This window comes from Micromonospora sp. CNZ322 (assembly GCF_007827755.1).
Genome location: NZ_VITD01000025.1, coordinates 19,070 through 39,893, shown reverse-complemented (window position 1 = coordinate 39,893; position 20,824 = coordinate 19,070). Strand labels below are relative to the sequence as shown.

Genomic DNA, 20,824 nt, shown 5'->3' with positions numbered 1-20,824 from the left:
CCGACCCGAGGTCAGCGCGGCTCCCACGCGTCGGGCAGCGCGGTGAGCTTGCGGACGTGCGCGGGCAGTCGACCGCTGACGATCTCGGCGAGGCTCACCTCGTCGACGACCCGCCGCACGGCGGCGCGCACCGCCACCCACAGGCCGGGCAGGTTCTCCGCCGAACCCTCGTACCGGGTTTCCTCGGGGCGCAGCCCGCGTACCCCGGCCAGCGGGCCCTCGACGGCGCGCAGCACCGCGCCGACGGTCACCTCGCGTGGTGGGCGCGCGAGGGTGTAGCCGCCCTCGGCGCCGCGTTGCGCGCGGACGATGCCGGCCCGGCGCAGATCCGCCAGGACCGCCTCCAGGAACTTACGGGGCATGTCCTGCTCCGCGGCGATGGCCTGGGTGGACAGCAGCGAGGGGTACGCGGTGGCGAGGCTCAACGCCGCCCGTACCGCGTAGTCGCCGCGCGCGGAGATCTGCACCCTGCCATCATGCCCGCCCGGTGCCGTCCGGCCCTCCGGCGGGCGGCCCGGACCTCGTGGCGTACCCGCCGTTGGCGGGTTCGCCGGGGGTGCCGGGGCGGAACCAGCCGCCGTTGACGCCCGTCGACTCGGCCGGCGGTCGGGGTCGGACCACCCGTCCGGCCACCGGTTGGTCCCGGGCGGCTCGGAACGCGCCGGGGCTGACCCCGACCTCGCGGCTGAAGAAGCGGCCGAAGTTGGTGGGTTCGGAGAAGCCGAGCCGCCGGCCGATCTGGGCGATCGGCTGATCCGTCGCGGCCAGTAACCGGCTGGCCTGCAACGCCACCCGCTCGTCGATGACCTGTTTGGCGCTGCGACCGGTGACGGCCAGGCAGGCCCGGGTCAGGGTCCGCACCGAGCAGCCGAGCTCCGCCGCATAGTCCTCCACCCGCCGGGTGTGCGGGTAGCCGTGCTCGACCTCGCGGCGGAACCGGTGGAACGTCTCGTCCTCGGGTCGGGACGGCGACCGGTCGTCGTGGGCCACGGCCAGCCGCAGCAGCAGCACGGCCAGTTGGTGCCGGAGCAGCGCGCGGGCGGTGGGGCCGTCGGGGTGCCGTCGACAGTCCACCGCCAACTGGCTCACCTCGCTGATCACCGCGTCCTCGTCCTCACCGGCCAACTGCCGCCAGGTCGCGGTAGTGGTCAGGTCGACGTCGAAGTCGCGCAGCGCCTCGGGATCCCAGGCGACCACTGTGGCGTCGAACTGGGGGCCGGCGCAGCGGAGCACCTGGCCGGGGCGGACCCGAAGCAGTGTGCCGGGCCGGCACGGCAGCAGATGAAAGTCGAGTTCCGCGTCGCCGTGCCCACGCGTGGTGAGAATCAACAGCTCCCGCTCGACGATCACCGGCCGACGCCAGCCCGGGGCACCGGCAAGATCGGCCAGCGCGAACGTGGCTATCTCGTCGGTGACGGGAGACGCCGTTCCGATCGATGGCGCGGGGGAGGAATCGGTGGAGACCATCGCCTGCGACGGTAGCCCGAACCGCAGGTCACCGCATCCCGATCGACGTTCGTAGCGGAATCCGCGGCAAGCTCCGGGCTTGTCTCGCTCCCGGCGGCCGGGCTACGTTACCCGGCGGTAGCGCCGTCGGTCCGCGGTCCGCCCGGCATCCGCCGGCCACTCGACCGGCCGACGGCCCCCGCCGACTCGCGATGGGATGGGCATGACGCAGCTGTTTTCGGTCGAAGGTAAGACGGTCCTGGTCACCGGCGGCTCGCGGGGGATCGGGCTGATGATCGCCCAGGGCTTCGTCCGAGCCGGCGCACACGTGATCATCTCGTCGCGCAAGGCGGACGTCTGCGAGGCGGTCGCCACCACCCTGTCCGCCGAGGGTCGCTGCGAGGCCATCCCCGCCGACCTGAGCGACGACGCCGGCGCCGAGACGCTTGCCGCCGCCGTGCGTGAGCGCTTCGGCCGCCTCGACGTGCTGGTCAACAACGCCGGCGCGACCTGGGGCGCACCGCTGGAGGACTACCCGGAGGCCGCGTTCGACAAGCTCTGGGCGGTCAACGTCAAGGCCGTCTTCCGGCTCACCACCGCGCTGCTGCCGGCGCTGCGCGCCGCCGCCAGCGCCGACGACCCGGCCCGCGTGATCAACATCGGGTCGATCGACGGCATCCGGGTGCCGATGATGGAGGTGTACGCGTACTCGGCCACCAAGGCGGCCGTGCACATGCTCACCCGCAGCCTCGCCCACCAGCTCGCCGGTGAGCAGATCACCGTCAACGCGATAGCGCCCGGCCCGTTCGAGAGCAAGATGATGGCGTTCGCGCTCGACGACCGGGCAAGCCGGGCCGCCATCGAGCAGCAGGTGCCGCTGGGCCGCATCGGGCGCCCCGAGGACATGGCCGGCACGGCCATCTACCTCTCGTCGCGCGCCGGCGCGTACCTCACCGGGGCTGTCATTCCCGTCGACGGCGGCATCACCACGCACGGCTGAGCACCGGCCGACCCGGGGCGCACTGTCCGCGTACTCCCTGGGTGTGTGCCGGGGCCGCGCGGACTCGGCAGATCCGCGCGGCCCCGGTGTGGCCGGTGTTGCCCGTTCGGGCGGTCAGCGACCGGCGAGCAGCCGGTTCACCGCCGTGTCGACGTCCAGGTGCTCGGCCTCACGGCCGCGCGGGACGACGACGTAGGTCCGTCGAAGGAAACGCACCAGGACGCTGCGCGGCACCTCGAAGAGGGCGTTGCCGTCCGGTGACGAGAGGGCCAGCGCGACGAAATCGCCGCGCGGTGTGGCCCAGGGCCAGACCCGCACATCCCCGATGCCGGCCGGCTCGTCCAGGCCGGTGACAAGAAGTTCGCGAGCGAACGACCAACTCACCGCCTCGCCCCCTGCCGATTCGGCATGGAACAGGACATGGACCGCATACGGGTCAGCAGGGTCGTAACGCAGACTGGCACGCACCGGCAAGGCGGTGGCGTCAGGTGCGACGAGCCTTAGCGACGTCTCGACCTCTACGGTCGTCGGTCGGATGACACTCATGGACGTTCTCCCCCCGGCACCGCTGCGGAACGCGCGTGTCCCGCTTTTCCCATACTCAGGTGCTACTCCTGGCTACGCTCCGCCATACGCTGACTTCACCCAGTGGTGGGAAGGGGGACGGAAAGGCCGCGTGAATGTGAGCATTCATGTAGGATTTCCGGTTCTGCCCAGTGCGTGATCCCGCCCGGTATCGGGTGGCTCAGTCGTCGACTTACTCCGGTAACGTCCAGTCGGCCGTTGCAGTGACGGGCCCGAGCGACACTGGGGGGTGAAATGGTGACGAAGCAATCCTCAGTGGATCCGGCGGCGGTGCCCGGCCCGCCGAAAGTCGCGGTCCGAGCAGCCGAAAAGCGGGGGTACGGAGTGCCGATGGAGCAGCCCGAACGGGCCGGTCGGCCGGCGTCCGACGCCGGTCGTCCAGGTGGTGGTGGCGCCGGTCGTGGTGGCGACGCCGCCGTTGGTCGTGGCGGCGGCGCCGGTGTTGGTGGCGGCGGCACCGGCGTTGGTGGCGGCGGCGACGCCGACGCCGGCCGTGGTGGCGGAATCGCCGTGCAGGAGCGGCCGCGCCGGCCCCGCTGGCGTGAGCGGATCTCGCTGACCCTCGACCTCATCCGCGCCAACCCCACCGGCCGGATCGCACTCAAGATCTTCATCGCGATCGCCGGGGCGCTGGTGGTGACCATCGGCATCGCCCTCATCCCGCTTCCCGGGCCCGGCTGGCTGCTGGTGATCGCCGGCCTGGGCATCTGGGCCGTCGAATACCACTGGGCGCGCCGGCTGCTCGGCTTCACCCGCCGCCACGTCCACGGATGGACACGCTGGGTAACGAGACAGTCGCTGCTGGTGCGAATCGTGCTCGGCTCCGTCGGCGTGGTTTTCGTGGCAACGGTGGTCTGGCTGTCCCTCAAGTACAGCCTCGGCATCGACGTGGTGGCCGAGGCGATGCACTACCTCGCGACGCACTGACCCCGGATTTCCGGTCCGGATCCACGATCGGGTAGAGTCAGTGGCGCTGAGGGCGATTAGCTCAGTGGGAGAGCGCTTCGTTCACACCGAAGAGGTCGCTGGTTCGATACCAGCATCGCCCACTCTCAGTTCGCACAGGTCAGAGGCCGCTTCCCGATTTCGGGAGGTGGCCTTTCTGCTGTCGTGCAGCAGCTAAGTACAGCAACGGCGTCATTGGCCTAGTGAATCGCCAAGGCGTTTGAGGGCGTCTCTGGTCGTCTTGTTGGATACCTGGGTATAGATCTCCATCGTCACGGCGAAGCGGGCGTGCCTCAGCACCTGCATGGCGACTCTGGGGTGGACGTCGAGGTCAGCGGGCGCAGTCCGGCGTAGGCGTTCGGTTGGCCGTCAAGGCTGCCTTGACGGTGGTCGGCCGTCGTGGCGCCGCTGGCGGTGTCGGTGGTCATGGGCCTGCCGAGGTGCCAGCAGGCGTCGATGAGGCGTCACGTCGATTCCAAGCCAGCGTCGCCCTAGCTTTCGGCGGCGTCGACAGTGGTCCCGCAGCCAAACCCGTGGCGTTCCTACTCGCCGACCTCGGCGTGACCAAGAGCCACTCGCGGCCGCACACCAGCAACGACAACCCGTACAGCGAAGCGCACTTCAAGACACTGGAGTACCGGCCCGGCTTCCCCGACCGCTTCGACAACATCGAACAGGCCCGAACCCCCTGCTGGTCGACACGGTGCAGGGTTCGAGGGGCCCGATCTACGCTTCGGCCGTCAGTCCGAGGTCCGGATCTGCTCCAGGCGCGTCAGTGGTTCCTGGAGGTACTCCATGAGCTCCCGCAGCGCGTCCTTCTCCGCCGTGGTGATCACAACGCCCTCCTCCCACAGGGCGCCGACGAGCGTCGTGATCGCCAGGTCCCAGGCCCCGGCGCCGGCGGCGTTCAGGACGATCGGCCGGTACTTCGGGCTGATCTTGGGTGCGAGCTGGTCGGTGATCTGGCCGCTGTACCAGTAGTATTCGTTGACTTCCATGGGTCTCCCGTGGGTTCGGTGGCTAGGTCGGCCGCTTGGCGCGCGGGTTGGTGGTGACGCCCTCGCCGCTGAGGGGGTGGCCGCCGGAGATGCTGCCGTCCTTGTCCAGGGTAACGACGCAGGTGATGCCGTCGCGGGTGCCGGTGACGATCCAGCCGTCGCCGCCGGGACGTGGCTGAGGGCGGCTGTCGGGGTTGGTGGCGATGCTCTTGAACCAGCCCACGACCTGCTCCTTGGTGGTGCCGGGCGGGAAGAGCGTCTTGCCGGGCTCGGTGGACGAGGGCTTGTGGTCGCCATTACCCTTCCCGTCGCCGTCCCAGATTTTGTCCATCGCCCCGTCGCCCATCTCACCGAAGCGGTGCATGTCGTACATGGCGTCGGCGAACTCGGGGTCGTCCCAGGGGTTCGTCCTCTTGGGTACCTCGGGCTCGGATGTGTCGGCGTCCTTCGGGCGGCCCTCCCCGGCGCGCTTGATGCCGTGCTGCTGGGCTGGTCCCACGCGCTTGGGCATCATTGCGGGGTTGAACTTGGAACTCTTGGGGCCATCGTCGCCACCGCCGTGCGGTGGGGTGGGGCCCGAGGGGTGCTTGTGGAGGCCCGCCACAGCGAACAGGACCACCAGGACGGCGGTGGTCCGCAGAGCCGCCATGAGTTGTCGCATCGTGGGCCGCCTAGACGTCGAGGAGTGCGCGAAGGGCGGAGAGGCTGCTGATCAGGCCCATCAGCCAGCCGAAGATGCGGCCGGTCCAGCGGACGACGGCGACCGCGAGCTGGGAGGCGACCAGCGGTGTGGCGAAGCCGACAGAGAAGACCACCTCGGCCAGCCACACCACGACCTTGGCGATGCAGTCGGCGATGAAGGCGCGCACCACCTCCCGCACCGTCTGCACCAGGACCCCCGCGCCACGGGTCGCGGCACCCATGCCGGCGGCCGTGCCCGCGAAGATCCCGGCGACGTCGATGTTGATGGTCAGGATGTCGCGGTAGGCGTCGGCGGCCGTGCCCTGCCATCCGTCGAGGTCGCCGACCAGCCGCGCCTTGAGGTCCTCGGCGATGGAGAACAACTCACTGGCCATGTTGTCCCAGGTCAAGGCGTGCGTCTCGATGGTCTCGGGGTCGCCGGCCAGCCAGTCGAGGGCCTGCTTCAGTGGCTCGACCTGCTCGATGGCCCACTCGATGCCCATCGACAGGAGCGTGCTGAACGGGTCGATGACGATGGACGCCCCGTCGAGAGCGGCGCCCAGGCCCGCCACTGAGCCGTCGATCCAGCTGCCGGAGTCGATGGCGGCCTTGATGCCCATGTAGTCGTCGGCGAGCGGCAGGCCGGTCCAGCCGTCGCGGTGCGCGGCGCTTGTCGAAGCGATGTCGGAGGTCGTGGCGACCAGTGGGTTGCTCATGAGAGGGCGCCGGGCCGGCTCAGGTCGCGGAGTGGAAGGAGTTGAAGCCGTCGGTGTTCGACTCCTCGGCCCGCTCGTAGGCGTCGGCGTTTTTCTTGATTCCCGCGGCGAGCAGCGCGATGTTCTCGGCGAGCATCCCCACGCCCTTGTCCTGGTCCCGGTGGCGTCCCTCCAGGATGGGCGGTAAGAACTGGCAGAGCTGCCCGTACGCCTCGTCGGCCTGGAAGATGGTGGCGCTCGCTGCCTTGACGGCGGCGAAGCGGTCGTGAATGGCCAACATGGCCGTGGCGTGCGCGCGCAGGGCCTCGACGTCGACCTCGAACCCCCCGTGCATCAGTAACGCCCCTCTTCGTCCTCGGTGTCGGCGGTCCGGAATCCGGCCAGCAGGGCCCGGCCGGTCGCCGAGTCGGCGCCGACCGTCTCCCGCACGACTTCGGCGGCGGCCTCGGCGAGCTTGACCCGCGCGTTGCGATAGGCGCCCATGATCGCCTGCTGCGTCTGCTCCAGACTCACGCGCTGCACACGCGCGGAGAGCCGGACGTCGGCCATCGCCCCTGTGGAGTCGACGGTGACCTCGACGATCCCGTGGGCGTCGCTGGCCGTGACCCGCAGCGCGCGCAAGCCGGCACTGGCGGCCTGCGTGTCGGCGGCCCGGCGCGAGGCATTGGCCTGCCATGCCTCCAGGCGTTCCCGCGCATCCTCGGCGTCCAACAATGGATTACCCATCGCGCCTCCGTTTCGGTTGCCGAGCAGGGGATTCAGGGGCGTCAGTGTAGCCGCGGCCCGCCACACCAAGATTGCCGAGCGAAGGTCCGCATCCAACGCCTCGTCTGACGCCAGCAGTGCAGCAGTCAGTACAGCAACCCGGCCAGCCGAACCGAGCCGAGCAGCGCGCCAGCAGGCCGAGCGACCTCGCATCAAGCCCGATCCAACCGGCTTGCCGAGAGCTCACACCGAAGAGGCCGCTGGTTCGATACCAGCACCGCCCACTCTCAGTTTGCACAGGTCAGAGGCCACTTCCCGAATTCGGGAGGTGGCCTTTCTGTTCGCGTGGAGTAGCCGCGGTCATTGTGTCTGTCCTCCTGGCGGCCGTCGAAGTTGGTGCACCACAACTCATTTGACTGGTGCGACCCGCCCGCGCTTGGGTGGCGCCGTGAGCAAACTGTGGACGGCCCCCGAAGAGGACCGCAGGACCTTCGGTCAGCCCGTCGGTGAGAAGGCGACCTACCGGGAGTACCTCGGCAACTACCGTCTGACCATAGAGATGAAGTGCGGCGGACTGGACGCCGAGCAACTCGGCCGACGCTCGGTACCGCCCAGCACGCTGAGCTTGCTCGGCCTGGTCCGCCATCTGGCTCAGATGGAGAACCACTGGTTCCAGCGGGTGCTGCAGGGGCGGACCGACGCACCGCGCCTAGACGAGCACGAGGATGACCCGGGTTGGGACTTCGGGGGCGGGGTCCCCGACCCAGCGGTGGTGAAGGACGCCTTTGCAACCTGGAAGGCCGAGATCGCCAAGGCGGACGAATGGCTTGACGCCCTCGAGGAGGCCGACCTGGGCCGCGAGGTGCCGGTCGACGGTGGCAGCCACGCCATGCGCGACGTGCTTGTCCACGTGATCGAGGAGTACGCGCGGCACGCTGGTCACGCGGACCTCCTGCGCGAATGCATTGACGGGCGAACCGGCCTGTGACCCACCGGGGCGGTGGGTCAGCACAAGGACCGCCGTCAGGATGCAACCTCACCGTGAGGAACGGCGGTGAAGCAGAACCGGGGCGGCCCGGCTCGTGGACGTCCTCTTTGAGGGCCTCGACCATGCTGCAGCATCAGTAGGATGCGGAGATGTATCGGCCAGTGATCTTCGACCTTTTCCATACCCTGGTCCACGGTGCCGATGACGAGCGTGACCGGGTCGTTGGCGAGATGGCGCTGGTGGTCGGGGTTGCTCCGGCCGCGCTGGTCGCTGCGTACCACGCCACCTGGCGTGACCGGCTGGTCCGGTGGGACGTGGAGGAAACCGTCCGCATCCTCGCCGGACGCCTTGGCGGCACGCCAACCGACGAACAGGTGACGCAGGCCGGTGGACATCGGCGGGCCCTCGCGCGCCGGGTGCTGGGCAATGTCTCGACCGCCACCCTGGACGTGCTTGACGCGTTACGCGACGACGGGCATCCGCTGGCCCTCATCAGCAACGCCACCTCGGAGACCGCCGAGGCATGGCCACACAGCCCGCTCGCCCGCTGTTTCGACGTCACGGTCTTCTCCTGCGAAGTCGGGTTGGCCAAGCCCGACCCGGCGATCTACGGCATTGCCGCTGAGCGGTTGGGCGTCGCGCCGGCAGACTGCTTCTTCGTCGGTGACGGCGCTGACGGCGAGCTGGCCGGTGCGGCAGCGGTCGGTATGACCGTCTTCCGGACCACGGAGCACAACGACACCGACCCGGGCTGGGGAGGGACGGCTTTCGCGACCCTTGGCGACCTGCCCGCCATTCTTCGAGCAGCGACCAGTGATGTGAGCCCTGAACGAGACATGAGCAGCGCGGCGACCAGGCTGCGGTAGGGCACGGGAGGGCGCACCACAGTTCCGTTTCAACTCATCGGCTCCCAGCCGTGGCCGCGTCTCGCTCCCGGATGACGATGTTCCCGGGAAGGAGCTTCGTCGCCGGATCTGATCGTTTGCGCGGAGGTCGCTGACAGCAGCGGTGACAGCAACGTGCGGAGTTAGGGAAGCTGTTGGCGGCCGGACGCCGACAGCCGTCCGAGGTCGCGGACGGGCCCCGCCCGGACGGCGCGCCCCGACTTGCATGCGACGGGCCCGGGGACTTGGGTGTCGGCGTGGAAGGCGCCGAGCGGCGTGTGAAGGGTTCTAAGGCGGCGGACAGGCCGGTAGCGTTGGGTGGCACGGCGGCCGGGGCGCCGACGGTGCGTCCCGTGCTTTGAGGAGGTCCGGGATGGATTACTTGCCGGAGTTGACTTTCGGGCAGCGGTTGAAGGTTTACCGGGAGCGGTCCGGGAAGACTCGTGCGGTGCTCGGGGGGTTGGTGGGTCGTAGCGCCGAGTGGGTCAAGGCAGTGGAGACCGATCGCATCCTGCCGCCGCGCATTCACATGCTGGATCGCATCGCGCGTGCTCTCAAGGTCGAGGTGGCTGCCCTGGTCGGGGAGTTGAGCGCCCGGTCTGCCGTGGTCAACGGGCCGGAGCATCCGGCGCTGGCGTCGGTCCGGCACGCGGTGAACCGCTTCGCAGTCTCCGACGAAGCTTCCCCGGAGTCGTTGACGGGCCTGAGGGGCCGGCTTGCGATGGCATGGCGGGCACGCCATCAGTCGTCGGACCACCGTACGGTGCTGGGCGGACTGTTGCCGGGGCTGCTGCGCGATGTGCAGCGCGCCGCGTTGGCGTACGAGGGTGATGAGCGTCGGCAGGCTCAGGCCCTGTTGGCGGAGACGCTCGGGCTGACGCAGATGTTCCTCGCCTACCAACCCGCTGCCGAGTTGTTGTGGCGGGTCGCGGACCGAGCGATGGTGGTGGCGCAGGAGTCCGGCGACCCGGAGGCGGTGGCGTGCGCGGGATGGTTCCTGTGCCAGGTGCATCGGGATGCCGGTGACTGGGACACCGCGATGGCAGTGACACTGGACCTCCTGTCGGCGCTGGAGCCGCGTACGGCCGACGGGAACACGAACCTGTTGGCGCTCTGGGGCGCGTTGAACTTCGAGGCTGCCTACACCGCCGCCCGTGCTGGCGAGGAAGGCCGGGCCTGGCGGTACTGGGACCGCGCGGATCGGGTGGCCCAGCGCCTGCCGCAGGGCTTCTATCAGCCGCAGACGTCGTTCTCGCAGGTCATCATGGGCGCTCATGCGGTGACCGTTGCGGTGGAGTTGCAGAAGTCCGGTGAGGCGGTGCGACAGGCGCGCCGTCATGATTCCGCGGCGATCCCTTCCAGGCCGCGCCGGGCACGCCATCTCATAGAGGTCGCGCGGGCGCACTACGGCAAGGACGACAAGGAAGCGGCCGTGATGACCCTCCGGCAGGCGTACGAGTCGGCCCCGGAGACGATCCGCTTCAACGGGTACGCCCGCCAGATCACCTTGGACCTGCTCGACGGTCCGCGTTCCACTCGTGACGACGCCCGTGACCTTGCGATCAAGGTCGGGCTGCTCTCTTGATCCAGGGGTAGGAACCTTACCCATTCCGCTCCGCGACCCACCGTAGCTTCTTGCTCACGGGATGCGGAGGGCGGTGCGGGTATCGCCTGGTCGCCGCGTCCCTCAGCTTCGAGGGCAGGAAGCCGTCCTCGTGCTCGAACGAGGGAGGGTCCGGGCGCCGCGTCTCGTATGACGAATACCTCTCGGCCACAGCGCTGACTCTTGCCCGCAGGCATCGCCCTGTGTGGTCGTGGCGACTCTGGCGGCATGTCTGCCGCTGCGGAGCCGACCTGCCGTGCCGCGCCCGGCACCGGAATCCGATCAGTCGTGGCCACTGGCCGCAGGAAGGTGAGCAATGAGCAGCGGGCAGGCACGGGCGATCACCGCTCGCTTCCTGGCGGGTGTGCGGTGAGCGTCCACGGCCCGGTCATGCCCATCTGGAGCTGCGGTGGCTGCGGCCTGCCCTGGCCCTGCCAGACCAGGGAGCGCGAGCTGCGGGCGGAGTATGCGGATGCTCCGGTGTCGCTGGCTCTCTATCTCGGGTCGTACCTCGTCCAGGCAACCGCGGACATGCCTTGGACATCGGCAGGGGTGCTGCACCGGCGGTTCCTCGGATGGACCAGGGAAACCGAGCTGTCGAAGCCGGCAGTGCAGCAGCCAAGTACAGCAACCGTGTCGGTCGAACCGAACCGGTAAACCCGTCGACAGACGGCCTGACCTCGCATCAAGCCTCGGCGGACCGGCTTGCCGAGAGTTCACACGGGAGCGCGCTAGGAACGCTTCAGTCATCTCCGTATTCGTCCACGTCCAGCTCGGCCCCGGTGTGGTGAAGGAACTCCAGGGCTCGGCGATCGAGGTGCCAGCCGAGTCGTTGATGCTGGTCGCCATCGTCGTCATTGAAGTAACGCACCACCTGGAGTGTCGAGGTGAGGCCCTCCCCCTCCGACTCGTCGATCACTCTCACGAGGGCCGCGATCTGATCAGCGATAGGCTCAAGGCGGTCGATGATGCGGTCAACCTGCTCATCGACCGTCAAGCCGCTGTCACGACACACAACCCTCCACGAGTGGACAGCCGGCACCGGAGGGCTCTCCCTCTTGCTCCCCTTGACGCTGCTCTCGTCTGGCTCCATGCCTAACCGCGCCGCCATCTCGCGTGCAGGGAGATGATCCGATCGCAACAAGAAGTACACATACTGATGTATCCGCATGGCTCGATCATGGCAGCGCACCAGCGCAACAAACCAGCTTCACCCTCGCGATGCCCATTGGCCGTGATGGCAAGATGGTCCGCCGCTCGGCGCTTCCCCCTGGGAGCCGAGAAAGCCTCTAGGAGGAATCGTGCCGAACGCGTTGGACTTTCTGGCGGGCCCGGCCTGCCTCGCACTTGGCGTGGTGTTCACGCTGCAAGCAGTTCGGCGCTTGCGGGCAGAAAGACGGCAGGGCCAGCGTTCGCCTCGCAGAGAGCTTCTCAGTGGACGCGAGTTGCTATGGGAGGGTCTCGCGGTCGCCCTGCTTGGGACCGCCAACCTGCTCGGTAGGCCGTGGACTCTTATGGCCATTCCAGCCGTGGTCGTGCTCGCGGTGCTCGGGGTGCGCATCTTCTTGCGCTTGATCCGGGAACATCGGTCATAGCGCTCGAAGCGGCGTTCGCCCACGGCCGGGACGCTACGTCGGCGCACGTGGCGACTGCAGTCGGCGCAATCGAGCAGTGGGCGCCTGGGACTGTCAGAATCGTGTCGACGGAACCGGTGCGCGGACGCGGGGAGAAGCATGAGCGACTTTAACGACAAGATCATCGCTGAGTTTCGCGACAACGGTGGGCAGGTCGGCGGTCAGTTCGCTGGCGCTCCGCTGCTGCTGTTGCACACGGTCGGCGCCAAGAGCGGCCAGCGTCGCGTGAACCCGATGATGTACCAGAAGGTGGACGGCGGCTATGCCGTGTTCGCGTCCAAGGGCGGGGCGCCCACCAACCCCGACTGGTACTACAACCTGCTCGCTAACCCGAAGGTCCAAGCGGAGATCGGTACGGACAAGGTCGAGTTGGTCGCGAGAGTTGCCGTCGGGGACGAGCGGGAACGGATCTGGAGCCCGTTGAAGGCCGCGTATCCAGGCTTCGCCGACTACGAGCGGAAGACCACCCGCCAGATCCCAGTCGTCGTACTGGAACCCGCGCCGTAGGCAGAGACGGTACGACCCCGGTTCAGATCTGACACGTGGATCCGTCGGCGGGGCGCGCCCGCCGACGGATCTCACCCGAAGACGGCGCCTACGGTTTGCGGGCGAGGAGCCCGACGAAGGTGTGATAGGTGTCGGTCTGCACCCCAGCCGGTGCGTCCGGCTCTGGACGCCACTCGGCCAGCGGCACCAGCCCCGGCTCCAGCACCGTCAGCCCGTCGGCGAACGAGAGGATCTCCTCGTCCGTACGCCAGCGGCCGGTGCCCAACGATTCGTTGAAGATCCGCTCGACCTCGCGGGCCTTGCGGGAGCCCTCCGGGTCTCGCTCGCCCGGGTCGCGGAAGTGCGAAATCGCCACGTAGCTGCCGGAGGGCAGTGCGTCGATCAACGCGGCCGCCACCGCCTTCGGGTCCTCGTCGTCGCCGAGGTGGTGCAGGATCGCGAAGAGCAGCAACCCGATCGGCCGTTCGAAGTCGAGGAACCGGCGTACGTCCGGGTGGTTGAGGATCTCCTGCGGCTCGCGGATGTCCGCCTGGATCACCGTCGCGGTGCCCTCCGCGGCGAGCAGGGCCCGCCCGTGCGACAGCACTATTGGGTCATTGTCCACATAGACCACCTGAGCTTTCGGGTTCTGCTCGGTGGCGACCTCGTGCACGTTGCCCTGGGTGGGCAGCCCCGATCCGATGTCGAGGAACTGGTCGATGCCGGCCTCGCTGACGAGGAAGCGAATCACTCGACGCAGAAAGGCCCGGTTGGCCTGGCCAGCTGCGGGCCCGTCCGGTGTGATCCGCAGGGCGTGCTCGGCGACCTTCCGGTCGGCCTCGAAGTTGTCCTTGCCGCCCAGGAAGAAGTCATAGACCCGGGCCACGCTGGGAATGTTGGGGTCGATACCGGGGGGTGCCGCCTTGTCGCGGGTCACAGGCGTCTCCATTCGATGGGGATTGGCGCAGGTCGAGGTCTGCGGCGGTGCCGGCGTTCCGGCGAGTGTAACGATCGGGAGGGTTGAATTTTGCCCCACTGGTATCGCTCCCAGTGAATCGTCCCCTCGATATTGGCGACACACCGGGTCGCGCCGGCAGCCGGCCGCGACCCGCCCCGCCCGAGCGACGCGGCCCCGGCGTCAGGAGCAGTTCTTGCCCTTGTTGATGCAGGTGGCGATGCGTTGCATCGTCTGGGCGGAGTTGACGTTGACGAAGTCGTTGTGGTCGGAGAAGGGGTTGTGGTTCTCCTCGGGGAAGGAGTCGAGGGCGTACTGGCCTTTGACCTGCACGTCGCGGGCGATGTCGTAAGCCACGGTGATCCGCAGTTGCGGGATCGCCCGGAAGCCCTGTGGGCAGGCGCCGGTGGCCCTGTCGGCGAACGCGACGTGGTTGCGGTGGTTGTCGCTGTCGATGTTTCTGCCGTCCCAGCAGCCGGGGAAGTCGTGGACGCGCTGCACCTGGCTGCCGGCGGGGCAGATCGGGTACTTGTCGGAGAGCCGGTCGGTGAAGCCCGAGCAAGTCCAGGTGGCGCGGGCGTTGGCCGGACCACGGCTGGTGGGCTTGGCGTCGCCGGTGAGGGCCCGGAGGAACTTCGGCATCGGCACCACAGTGCTGACGGGGTTGCCGCGGTACTCGATCAGCACCTGCGCCGGGCGGACGATGCCGCCGGTGTTGCCGGGCAGCTCAAGGTTGGGCCCCTGCGGGTCGGGTAGCGCGGCGGCGGTGGTGGGCGCGCTGCTCGGTGCCGCCGGGGTGCTCGGGGCCTGGTCCAGCGTGCAGCCGGCGAGCGCTTCGAGACCCTGCGGGCGGGAGGACTGCCGCCCGATCGCGGTGGCGATCCGGTCGAGCGCGGCGACCCGCTTGGCGCGCAGCGGTCCGAGGATGGCGTTGTCGACGAAGACCGGGCCGCCCTGGCCACGGCTGGTGACCAGGCGTTCGTTCGCCTCGGAGATCTGCCGGTCGAGGTCGTCGAGGTTGCGGTTCACCTCGGCGAGCGCCCGAGCGGGTACGCCGGGCAACCGGTCCCGCACGGCGGGGCACTGGATGCGCGGATTCGCGGCCTGGGCGGCCTTGACGCTCGCCCGGTGGGCGCTGCCCGGCATCCGGGCGTGCATGTCGTCGTAGCTGACGTCACAGTCGACAAGCGAGACCAGGCCAGGCTGGTTACCGCCGGCGGTAGTGATCGTGGTGCTGATCTGCTTGATCATCGCGGCACGTCGGGCTCGCAGCAAGTCGATGACCTCCCGGTTGAAGGCGGCGTCGATGCGGCCCCGGCTGGCGGTCATCCGCTGGTTCGCTGCGGCCTGCTGGCGATCCAGCTCCGCCAACAGGCGGTCGACGGTGCCGCGGGCCCCGGTGGGGACGGCCCGCAGCCGTTTGTCGACCGACGGGCAGACGACCATCGGCTGGGTCTGGGCGAGGGCCTGCTGGACCTGCTTGCCGCTGCGGACAGTTTTGTCGATCCGCAACACCGGCCAGAAGTAGGACGACTTGTCACCGTTGCGGCAGGTGGTGCCGGAGGCGTCCAGGTCGGCGTCGGAGGAGTTCGCGGTGATGGCCAGGTTGCCGACGAAGTCGTGGACGTGTTCGGCGCCGTTGCGGATGCCGGGCTGGGCCACCGGATTGTCCGGGCTGAACTTGCCGTTGCCGTTCGTGCCGCAGTCGACGGTGAACCGGCCGGTCGACGCACCGGCGGTCGGCCTCGGGTTCCGCACGTTCGGCGGCACATTCTCGATCGACACGAACTGGTCCAGGCTCGTGGCGGCATCCGCGGTGCCCTTACCACCACCGGAGACGAAGGTGGCGGTGAGCGCGCCGGTGGCCGCCAGCACCAGTGCGGCCATGGCGAGCCGGGCCGGCCGGGTCTGGACCAGTGCGGTCCCGTTCTTTCTGCGGGTCATCGAAATCTCCTCAAAGCCGGAAAACGGCTCCGGTGATGTGCTGTCTCCCCTCGGTACGGGCCGGCGCATGGTCAGCGGTCAACGGTCAACGGGCACGTCATGGTTCGGTAAGAAGTCAGGCATGAGCCGCGCCGATTGCCGGCCGAGGCGTGAGACACCTTGGCGATCATCGATCTCTTGCTGCATCGTCGACGTATGACAGGCGTTCGCTCGTCCTCGCTGTTCCGCCGCCTGCGGCCGGGTCTGCTGACCGCCGTCGTGCTGTCGACGGCGGTGCTCGGCACCGCTCTGAGCGCCGCACCGGCGGCCGACGCCGGCACCGCTGCGCCCGCCGCGTACCCGGGGGTCGCCCCGGCGCCCGCTGGGGCCGCGGTGTCCGTCGCAGCGGCGGCCGGGACCGCCCCGCCAACGCCGACTACGCCGTCCAGTACGCCGAGCACCTCGCCCGTCCCGCCGAGCGCGCCCACCAACCTGACCGCCAGCGAGGTCCGGAGCGCGTCGGTAACCCTCACCTGGACGGCCGCCACGTCCGGCTGCTGCGCCATCACCGGGTACGACATCACGTACTACCAGGAGTTCGGCGACATCGTCTTCAGTGCCAGCGTCGGGGCCGTCACCAGCACCACGATCACCGGCCACCTTGGGTCGGGCCAGCAGTACACGTTCCGATTGATCGCCCGGGACAGCCTCGGGCAACGCTCGAACTGGTCGAACGCGCTGACAGTGGTCACACCGGTGACGGACACCGGCCCGGACACCACCCCGCCGAGCGCGCCGCAGAATCTGACCGTCGGCGAGGTGACCGCCTCGACCGGCACGTTGTCCTGGTCGCCGTCGACGGACGACGTCGGCGTGCTCGGGTACAACGTCTACCAGTTCGACGGCTGGTTCACCTCGGTCCTGGTCGCCACCGTGCCGGGTACGACGTACACGGCGGACCTACCTGCGTCGACGCCGCTGCGGAACCAGTACTACGTGCGTGCCCGGGATGCGGTGGGCAACGTGTCGATCGCGTCAAACACTGTCACTCTGCCGACGAGGACCTCCACGCCGACGCCCCCGCCGCCCTCGACCTGCCGGGTGACCTCCTGGAACCAGTCCGAGTGGCAGGGCGGTTTCGTGGCCACTGCGACGGTCCACAACGCCGGGGCGGCACCGATCGACGGCTGGGCCGTCACCTTCAGCTTCCCGGGAGACCAGCAGGTCACCTCGGGGTGGAACGCCACGATCGGCCAGACCGGGACCACAGTGACCGCTCGTAACGTCGACTGGAACCGCGTCCTCGCGCCGAGCGGCTCCGCGACCTTCGGTGTCCAGGGGCGGTGGGGCGTCAGCGACGCACCGCCGAGCGGCTTCTCGCTGAACGGTGCCCCCTGCACGGCGGGCTGAAGGAGCCTCGTGAACACACATTCGGCCACACCCCACCAACGCCGCGCCAGGGCCCTGATTGGGGCTGCCGCGGCTGGCCTCCTCGCCGTCGCCACCACGCTCGCCGGCGCGCCCGAGCCCGTCTCCGCCGCGAACACGCTCACCATGCGGGGAGCCGACGTCTCCTCGTTGCAGCGCAGCCTGGATCTCGGTGCCAGGTACTACGACGCCGGCGGGGTCGCCCGCGACCCGCTGGACATCTTGAAGTCCGTCGGCGTCAACTACGTCCGACTACGCGTCTGGAACAACCCGATCAGCGGCTACAACAACAAGAGCGCGGTGTTGGGTCAGGCGAGGGCGGCCAGGGCGAAGGGCCTCAAGGTGCTCATCGACTTCCACTACTCCGACACCTGGGCCGACCCTGGCAAGCAGTACAAGCCGGCCGCCTGGGCCGACCACAGCCTGAGCCAACTGCGTACCGACGTTTACACCTTCACCTACGACGTCTGCTCCAGCCTTCGGGGGCAGGGCACCCCACCGGACAGTGTGCAGATCGGCAACGAGATCAACGTCGGGATGCTGTGGAACGAGGGCAAGGTCGTCAACAACGACTTCGCCCCGCTGGCCGGTCTGCTGAAGCAGGGCTACAACGCGACCAAGGCGTGCGGCAGCGGCATCCCGGTGATGATCCATACCGCCAACGCCGACAGCAACGCCAACGCCCGATGGTTCTACGACGGCATCCGCGCCCAGGGTGTGCAGTGGGACATCACCGCCCAGTCGTACTACTGCATGTGGCACGGCAGCCTGGCGAACCTCTACAACAACATCGTTGACCTGCGCGGGCGCTACGGCAAACCGGTGGTGATCGTGGAGACCGCGTACCCCTTCACCCGGAACAACGCCGACAGCGAGCCGAACGCCATCGGCGACGCGACCTGTGACGGCATCAGCGCGACCTGGGCCGGGCAGGCCCAGGAGTTCGACTGGGTGCAGAACACCGCCCGTAACGCCGGCGCCATCGGCGTCTTCTACTGGGAACCGACCTGGTACGCCGTCCGCGGCAACGGCTGGGACCCGGCCAACATCAACGGCACCGGAAACCAGTGGGACAACATGGCCGTCTTCGACTGGTCCGGGCGGGTGAACCCGGGCGTGCGGTGGGCGCCCTGACGCCTTCTGCGTGCTACAGCAGCTGACCGCGACAACGCTCAGCAAGCGGCTGACGTCCAGACGAGGGGGTGTCCGCCCGTGCTGTTACCTTGCCGGCCGTGAATGATCAGCAGACGTGGATCGACCGAATCATCGAGGTGACCGGATGGTGCCACGATCCTGAGGGTGATGCCGGCTGGGAGCAGGTGGAGGGGGAGCTGGGGGTCGTGCTGCCGTCGGACTTCAAAGAGCTGTGCCGGCGGTTCGTGCCGGGGGCGTTCTACGCGTACCTGGACCTTCTCCGGCCGACCGACGACCACGCGCAGCCGTTGCTTCAAACCCGGGCATCTTGTCGCCAGTGGGCAGCCGGGCAAGAGTCCGCGCAGCTGTGGGCCCCCTACGACCTGTACGAGCCCGACAGGGGGCCGGGGCTGATCCAGTGGGGCAGCGATCAGACCGAAGGGGAGTACTACTGGCTGGCGGACCGCGCAGTGGAGCCCGATCGGTGGCCTGTGGTCGCGCGGTGGGACGGCATCGAACCGTGGCACCAACTCGACATGTCGACGGCCGAGTTCGTCTACCGGGTGATCGCAGATCCCGCGTTCAAACCCTTCACGGTGGCCGACCCACCGCGGCGGCCCTTCTATCTGCCGCACTGGGGGCCGTTTCCGACGAGCGCCGAGGACTGGAACGCTCTCGCCGACCCGAATCGCGGAAGCTGAACCACGTTCTGGGAGGGCTGTTGGTCAAGGACACTCGGCCGGACGTCGAGGTCGGCGAGAAGCGTCTCAGAGGTCCAACGGGGCGTTGTGGACGGCGATCGTCGCCACGATCGGGCGGCGGGCGAGGATCAGCAGGTGCGCGGCTGCCAACTCACCTTCGTCACGAACATGGGCACATACAGGTCCCCGCCCCCGGGGCGAGCGCAAATCGCGCCGGAAAGCTGCGTCCCGAGGTAGTTGTAGGACCAGGTGATCTCGGCGTTGCGGGAGGTGCGGTTGTAGAAGTTGAAGGCCGGGACGTTGCCGGACCACTCGGTAGTGGTCACCAGCGACGGAGTCGCGGTCGGACCCTCCGCCGGGTGATCCCAGTTGGGCCAGATGCAGAACGTGCCCTGCGGACAGTTCCCGGGTAGCCAGGCTTCGTCTGATGCTTGGGAGCTTGCCGCCGAGGCGGCGGGCGCGGTGGCCAGCACGCCGGCGACGGACGCGGCGAGGGCGAGGGATTTCAACAGCACAGTTCACCTACTTAAATAGACACCCATGGATGGGTGCCAAAAGGCTACCGGTGGAAATTTGAAGGGTCAAGCACTTGGTGTGATCTACTGGCCTCGATGGCTGTGGGTGAGAATCGACAGGTGGAAGATCTCTTGAGATTCCTTCACCACCGGTACGAGGCCGACTGCCACGCGGGAGCCATCAGCGGTTGAGGTAGGCGGTCAGGCCGCCGAGTTCCTCGCTGGCGATGAACACCGACCGCACGTTGAGGATGGCCTCCTCGACGTGGTCAGGGCAGCCCCACGCCGCGTCGCCCCACGAATCGGCGATCTTGACCTCGGCTGGCGCGGTGCATCCGGCGGCGCCGCCGAGCTGGCAGTACTCGGGATGCGGCGTGGCGGCCTGCGCGGCCGCGGCGGCACGCATCTGGGTGGCGAGTTCCGCGGCGGCGGCGGCGCGCTGCTCAGCCTCGGCGCGCAGTTCCCGCTCCACGCCCAGCACCTTGGCCAGCTCGTCATTGGCCGATTTGGCGCGTGCCTCGGCGGCGAGTTTCGCCTCCTCGATGTGGTGGCGTTCGATGGCCAGGGCCGCGGTGCCGGCGAAGAGGCGGGTGAGGGCGAGGTCGGTGTCCTGCGGGACGCGCGGGGTGCGGTGATACATCGCGAAGGTGCCCAACAGGCCGCCGTCGCGAGCCAGGATCGGCGTGGACCAGCAGGCCGCCAATCCAGCCTGGTCGGCCAGGTCCCGGAAGTCGTCCCAGAACGGATCGGTGGCGATGTCGGTGACGATGACTGGTTCCCGCCGGTGGGCGGCGGTGCCGCACGAGCCGACACCTTCGCCGGTCGCAATGCCGTCGATGGCCTGGTTGTAGAAGTCGGGCAGGCTCGGCGCGGCGCCGTGGCGCAGGTGCCGGGCGTCGGGATCGGCGAGCAGGACGGAGACGAGCACCTCCTGCGGTGCGAGGTTCTCGATACAGCGGGCCATCCCGTCGAGCACCTCGGTCAGGGGTGCCTGACGGGCGATCTGCTCCAGCAGGGCACGGTGTTCGGCCATCAGCCGTTGGGCATGCTTGACCTGCGTGGTCTCCACGCCGAGCACACGGATCCCGGTCACGTTGCCGTCGGCGTCCCGACGCGGCTCGTAGGTGAAGTCGAAGAATGCCTCCCGCGCCTGCGGGCCGCTGCCCAGCACGACCCGGACGTCACGGCCGGTGTGGGGCTCACCCGTGCGGAAGACCTGGTCCAGGAGCGCGATGAATCCCTGACCGGCCAGTTCGGGCATCAGCTCGGCGATCGCCACCCCGACCCTGGCACGCCCTTCGCCGATGGTGGCGAAGAACGCCGGGTTCGCCGTCTCCACCAGGTGCGATGGCCCCGCCAGAGACGCGAAGACGGCGATGGACTGCCCGAACAACGCCCGCAGGTCCTCCTCCGCTGCTTGCTCGGCCACCGCCGAACCCGCAGCAGCAGTAGACCGTTGGCCTGGTACTGCGGTCATGGTGTGGGTTCGCCTCTCGT

The 20,824-nt window shown here is 68.8% G+C and carries 23 protein-coding genes, 1 tRNA gene and 2 pseudogenes; 12 read left to right on the top strand and 14 right to left on the bottom strand.

Annotation, left to right across the window (positions count from 1 at the left end):
- Positions 1-11 precede the first annotated feature (11 nt).
- Positions 12-467: an RrF2 family transcriptional regulator gene (locus FB453_RS33305; protein WP_030333674.1), complete on the bottom strand. Its 456-nt coding sequence runs from the start codon at positions 465-467 to the stop codon at positions 12-14.
- A gap of 7 nt (positions 468-474) precedes the next feature.
- Entirely contained in the window at positions 475-1,467 is a 993-nt protein-coding gene (locus tag FB453_RS33300) for a helix-turn-helix domain-containing protein (RefSeq protein WP_145796666.1), read from the bottom strand.
- 202 nt (positions 1,468-1,669) lie between these two features.
- Between FB453_RS33300 and FB453_RS33295 the strand changes: the two genes are divergently transcribed.
- Entirely contained in the window at positions 1,670-2,446 is a 777-nt protein-coding gene (locus FB453_RS33295) for a glucose 1-dehydrogenase (protein WP_145796664.1), read from the top strand.
- A 114-nt stretch (positions 2,447-2,560) separates the two neighbouring features.
- Here the strand turns inward: FB453_RS33295 and FB453_RS33290 are convergent, their stop codons facing one another.
- Positions 2,561-2,992 carry an SsgA family sporulation/cell division regulator gene (locus FB453_RS33290; protein ID WP_007457244.1) on the bottom strand — a complete coding sequence of 144 codons (432 nt, stop codon included), beginning with the start codon at positions 2,990-2,992 and terminating at the stop codon, positions 2,561-2,563.
- A 294-nt stretch (positions 2,993-3,286) separates the two neighbouring features.
- Between FB453_RS33290 and FB453_RS35280 the strand changes: the two genes are divergently transcribed.
- Together FB453_RS35280 and FB453_RS33270 are read left to right on the top strand one after the other, a co-directional pair.
- Positions 3,287-3,958, top strand: coding sequence for a TIGR02611 family protein (locus tag FB453_RS35280; RefSeq protein WP_486480589.1), 672 nt, complete (start codon positions 3,287-3,289; stop codon positions 3,956-3,958).
- Positions 3,959-4,008: 50 nt separating this feature from the next.
- A tRNA-Val gene (locus FB453_RS33270) sits at positions 4,009-4,080 on the top strand.
- Positions 4,081-4,168: 88 nt separating this feature from the next.
- Here the strand turns inward: FB453_RS33270 and FB453_RS35275 are convergent.
- A pseudogene (locus FB453_RS35275) lies at positions 4,169-4,321 on the bottom strand (site-specific integrase); the annotation flags it as partial.
- Between the two features lie 179 nt (positions 4,322-4,500).
- Here FB453_RS35275 and FB453_RS33260 point away from each other — a divergent pair.
- Positions 4,501-4,668: pseudogene (locus FB453_RS33260) on the top strand (IS3-like element IS1141 family transposase); the annotation flags it as partial.
- 48 nt (positions 4,669-4,716) lie between these two features.
- Here the strand turns inward: FB453_RS33260 and FB453_RS34560 are convergent.
- Genes FB453_RS34560 through FB453_RS33240 form a run of 5 tightly spaced genes read right to left on the bottom strand, consistent with a single transcriptional unit; the run spans position 4,717 to position 7,097 of the window.
- A complete protein-coding gene (locus FB453_RS34560; protein ID WP_186718709.1) occupies positions 4,717-4,974 on the bottom strand; it encodes a hypothetical protein in 258 nt (85 codons plus the stop codon).
- Between the two features lie 22 nt (positions 4,975-4,996).
- Complete coding sequence (locus FB453_RS33255; protein WP_145796662.1) at positions 4,997-5,635, bottom strand: EndoU domain-containing protein; 639 nt, start codon at positions 5,633-5,635, stop codon at positions 4,997-4,999.
- Positions 5,636-5,645: 10 nt separating this feature from the next.
- Positions 5,646-6,371 (bottom strand): WXG100 family type VII secretion target, encoded by a 726-nt coding sequence (locus FB453_RS33250; protein WP_030333699.1) that lies wholly within the window; start codon positions 6,369-6,371, stop codon positions 5,646-5,648.
- A gap of 19 nt (positions 6,372-6,390) precedes the next feature.
- A complete protein-coding gene (locus FB453_RS33245; RefSeq protein ID WP_145796660.1) occupies positions 6,391-6,705 on the bottom strand; it encodes a hypothetical protein in 315 nt (104 codons plus the stop codon).
- Positions 6,705-7,097, bottom strand: coding sequence for a YbaB/EbfC family nucleoid-associated protein (locus FB453_RS33240; RefSeq protein WP_112677061.1), 393 nt, complete (start codon positions 7,095-7,097; stop codon positions 6,705-6,707). Before FB453_RS33240 ends, FB453_RS33245 begins: the two co-directional genes overlap by 1 nt.
- Positions 7,098-7,524: 427 nt before the next feature.
- Here FB453_RS33240 and FB453_RS33235 point away from each other — a divergent pair, with 427 nt between their 5' ends.
- From FB453_RS33235 to FB453_RS35270, 4 genes are all read left to right on the top strand, one after another.
- A complete protein-coding gene (locus FB453_RS33235) occupies positions 7,525-8,064 on the top strand; it encodes a DinB family protein (RefSeq protein ID WP_486480586.1) in 540 nt (179 codons plus the stop codon).
- 149 nt (positions 8,065-8,213) lie between these two features.
- Positions 8,214-8,930: an HAD-IA family hydrolase gene (locus tag FB453_RS33230; protein WP_145796654.1), complete on the top strand. Its 717-nt coding sequence runs from the start codon at positions 8,214-8,216 to the stop codon at positions 8,928-8,930.
- A 391-nt stretch (positions 8,931-9,321) separates the two neighbouring features.
- Positions 9,322-10,533: a helix-turn-helix domain-containing protein gene (locus tag FB453_RS33225; protein ID WP_145796652.1), complete on the top strand. Its 1,212-nt coding sequence runs from the start codon at positions 9,322-9,324 to the stop codon at positions 10,531-10,533.
- 387 nt (positions 10,534-10,920) lie between these two features.
- Entirely contained in the window at positions 10,921-11,208 is a 288-nt protein-coding gene (locus FB453_RS35270; RefSeq protein ID WP_145796726.1) for a hypothetical protein, read from the top strand.
- Between the two features lie 85 nt (positions 11,209-11,293).
- Here FB453_RS35270 and FB453_RS33210 read toward each other — a convergent pair whose 3' ends face one another.
- Complete coding sequence (locus FB453_RS33210) at positions 11,294-11,722, bottom strand: DUF4279 domain-containing protein (RefSeq protein WP_145796650.1); 429 nt, start codon at positions 11,720-11,722, stop codon at positions 11,294-11,296.
- 562 nt (positions 11,723-12,284) lie between these two features.
- Here FB453_RS33210 and FB453_RS33205 point away from each other — a divergent pair.
- Complete coding sequence (locus FB453_RS33205) at positions 12,285-12,692, top strand: nitroreductase family deazaflavin-dependent oxidoreductase (RefSeq protein ID WP_145796647.1); 408 nt, start codon at positions 12,285-12,287, stop codon at positions 12,690-12,692.
- 88 nt (positions 12,693-12,780) lie between these two features.
- On the opposite strand, the gene FB453_RS33200 is transcribed toward FB453_RS33205, so the two are convergent.
- Positions 12,781-13,608 carry an SAM-dependent methyltransferase gene (locus FB453_RS33200; RefSeq protein ID WP_145796645.1) on the bottom strand — a complete coding sequence of 276 codons (828 nt, stop codon included), beginning with the start codon at positions 13,606-13,608 and terminating at the stop codon, positions 12,781-12,783.
- Between the two features lie 201 nt (positions 13,609-13,809).
- Positions 13,810-15,570 (bottom strand): DUF1996 domain-containing protein, encoded by a 1,761-nt coding sequence (locus FB453_RS33195; RefSeq protein WP_145796642.1) that lies wholly within the window; start codon positions 15,568-15,570, stop codon positions 13,810-13,812.
- Between the two features lie 195 nt (positions 15,571-15,765).
- Between FB453_RS33195 and FB453_RS33190 the strand changes: the two genes are divergently transcribed.
- From FB453_RS33190 to FB453_RS33180, 3 genes are all read left to right on the top strand, one after another.
- Positions 15,766-16,959 carry a cellulose binding domain-containing protein gene (locus FB453_RS33190; RefSeq protein WP_145796640.1) on the top strand — a complete coding sequence of 398 codons (1,194 nt, stop codon included), beginning with the start codon at positions 15,766-15,768 and terminating at the stop codon, positions 16,957-16,959.
- Between the two features lie 9 nt (positions 16,960-16,968).
- Entirely contained in the window at positions 16,969-18,111 is a 1,143-nt protein-coding gene (locus FB453_RS33185; protein ID WP_145796638.1) for a glycosyl hydrolase 53 family protein, read from the top strand.
- 68 nt (positions 18,112-18,179) lie between these two features.
- Entirely contained in the window at positions 18,180-18,812 is a 633-nt protein-coding gene (locus FB453_RS33180) for an SMI1/KNR4 family protein (RefSeq protein WP_145796636.1), read from the top strand.
- A gap of 128 nt (positions 18,813-18,940) precedes the next feature.
- Here FB453_RS33180 and FB453_RS33175 read toward each other — a convergent pair whose 3' ends face one another.
- Positions 18,941-19,327 carry a hypothetical protein gene (locus FB453_RS33175; RefSeq protein WP_145796633.1) on the bottom strand — a complete coding sequence of 129 codons (387 nt, stop codon included), beginning with the start codon at positions 19,325-19,327 and terminating at the stop codon, positions 18,941-18,943.
- 181 nt (positions 19,328-19,508) lie between these two features.
- Positions 19,509-20,756 (bottom strand): GAF domain-containing protein, encoded by a 1,248-nt coding sequence (locus FB453_RS33170; RefSeq protein WP_486480585.1) that lies wholly within the window; start codon positions 20,754-20,756, stop codon positions 19,509-19,511.
- Between the last annotated feature and the right edge of the window lie 68 nt (positions 20,757-20,824).

Excerpts from the sequence above, each read along its gene's own strand:
- FB453_RS33295 (WP_145796664.1), top strand. The coding sequence starts at position 1,670 with ATGACGCAGCTGTTTTCGGTCGAAGGTAAGACGGTCCTGGTCACCGGC.
- FB453_RS33225 (WP_145796652.1), top strand. The coding sequence starts at position 9,322 with ATGGATTACTTGCCGGAGTTGACTTTCGGGCAGCGGTTGAAGGTTTAC.
- FB453_RS33210 (WP_145796650.1), bottom strand. The coding sequence starts at position 11,722 with ATGCGGATACATCAGTATGTGTACTTCTTGTTGCGATCGGATCATCTC.
- FB453_RS33205 (WP_145796647.1), top strand. The coding sequence starts at position 12,285 with ATGAGCGACTTTAACGACAAGATCATCGCTGAGTTTCGCGACAACGGT.
- FB453_RS33245 (WP_145796660.1), bottom strand. The coding sequence starts at position 6,705 with ATGCACGGGGGGTTCGAGGTCGACGTCGAGGCCCTGCGCGCGCACGCC.
- FB453_RS33250 (WP_030333699.1), bottom strand. The coding sequence starts at position 6,371 with ATGAGCAACCCACTGGTCGCCACGACCTCCGACATCGCTTCGACAAGC.
- FB453_RS34560 (WP_186718709.1), bottom strand. The coding sequence starts at position 4,974 with ATGGAAGTCAACGAATACTACTGGTACAGCGGCCAGATCACCGACCAG.
- FB453_RS33230 (WP_145796654.1), top strand. The coding sequence starts at position 8,214 with ATGTATCGGCCAGTGATCTTCGACCTTTTCCATACCCTGGTCCACGGT.
- FB453_RS33190 (WP_145796640.1), top strand. The coding sequence starts at position 15,766 with ATGACAGGCGTTCGCTCGTCCTCGCTGTTCCGCCGCCTGCGGCCGGGT.
- FB453_RS33290 (WP_007457244.1), bottom strand. The coding sequence starts at position 2,992 with ATGAGTGTCATCCGACCGACGACCGTAGAGGTCGAGACGTCGCTAAGG.
- FB453_RS33240 (WP_112677061.1), bottom strand. The coding sequence starts at position 7,097 with ATGGGTAATCCATTGTTGGACGCCGAGGATGCGCGGGAACGCCTGGAG.
- FB453_RS33255 (WP_145796662.1), bottom strand. The coding sequence starts at position 5,635 with ATGCGACAACTCATGGCGGCTCTGCGGACCACCGCCGTCCTGGTGGTC.
- FB453_RS33300 (WP_145796666.1), bottom strand. The coding sequence starts at position 1,467 with ATGGTCTCCACCGATTCCTCCCCCGCGCCATCGATCGGAACGGCGTCT.
- FB453_RS33195 (WP_145796642.1), bottom strand. The coding sequence starts at position 15,570 with ATGACCCGCAGAAAGAACGGGACCGCACTGGTCCAGACCCGGCCGGCC.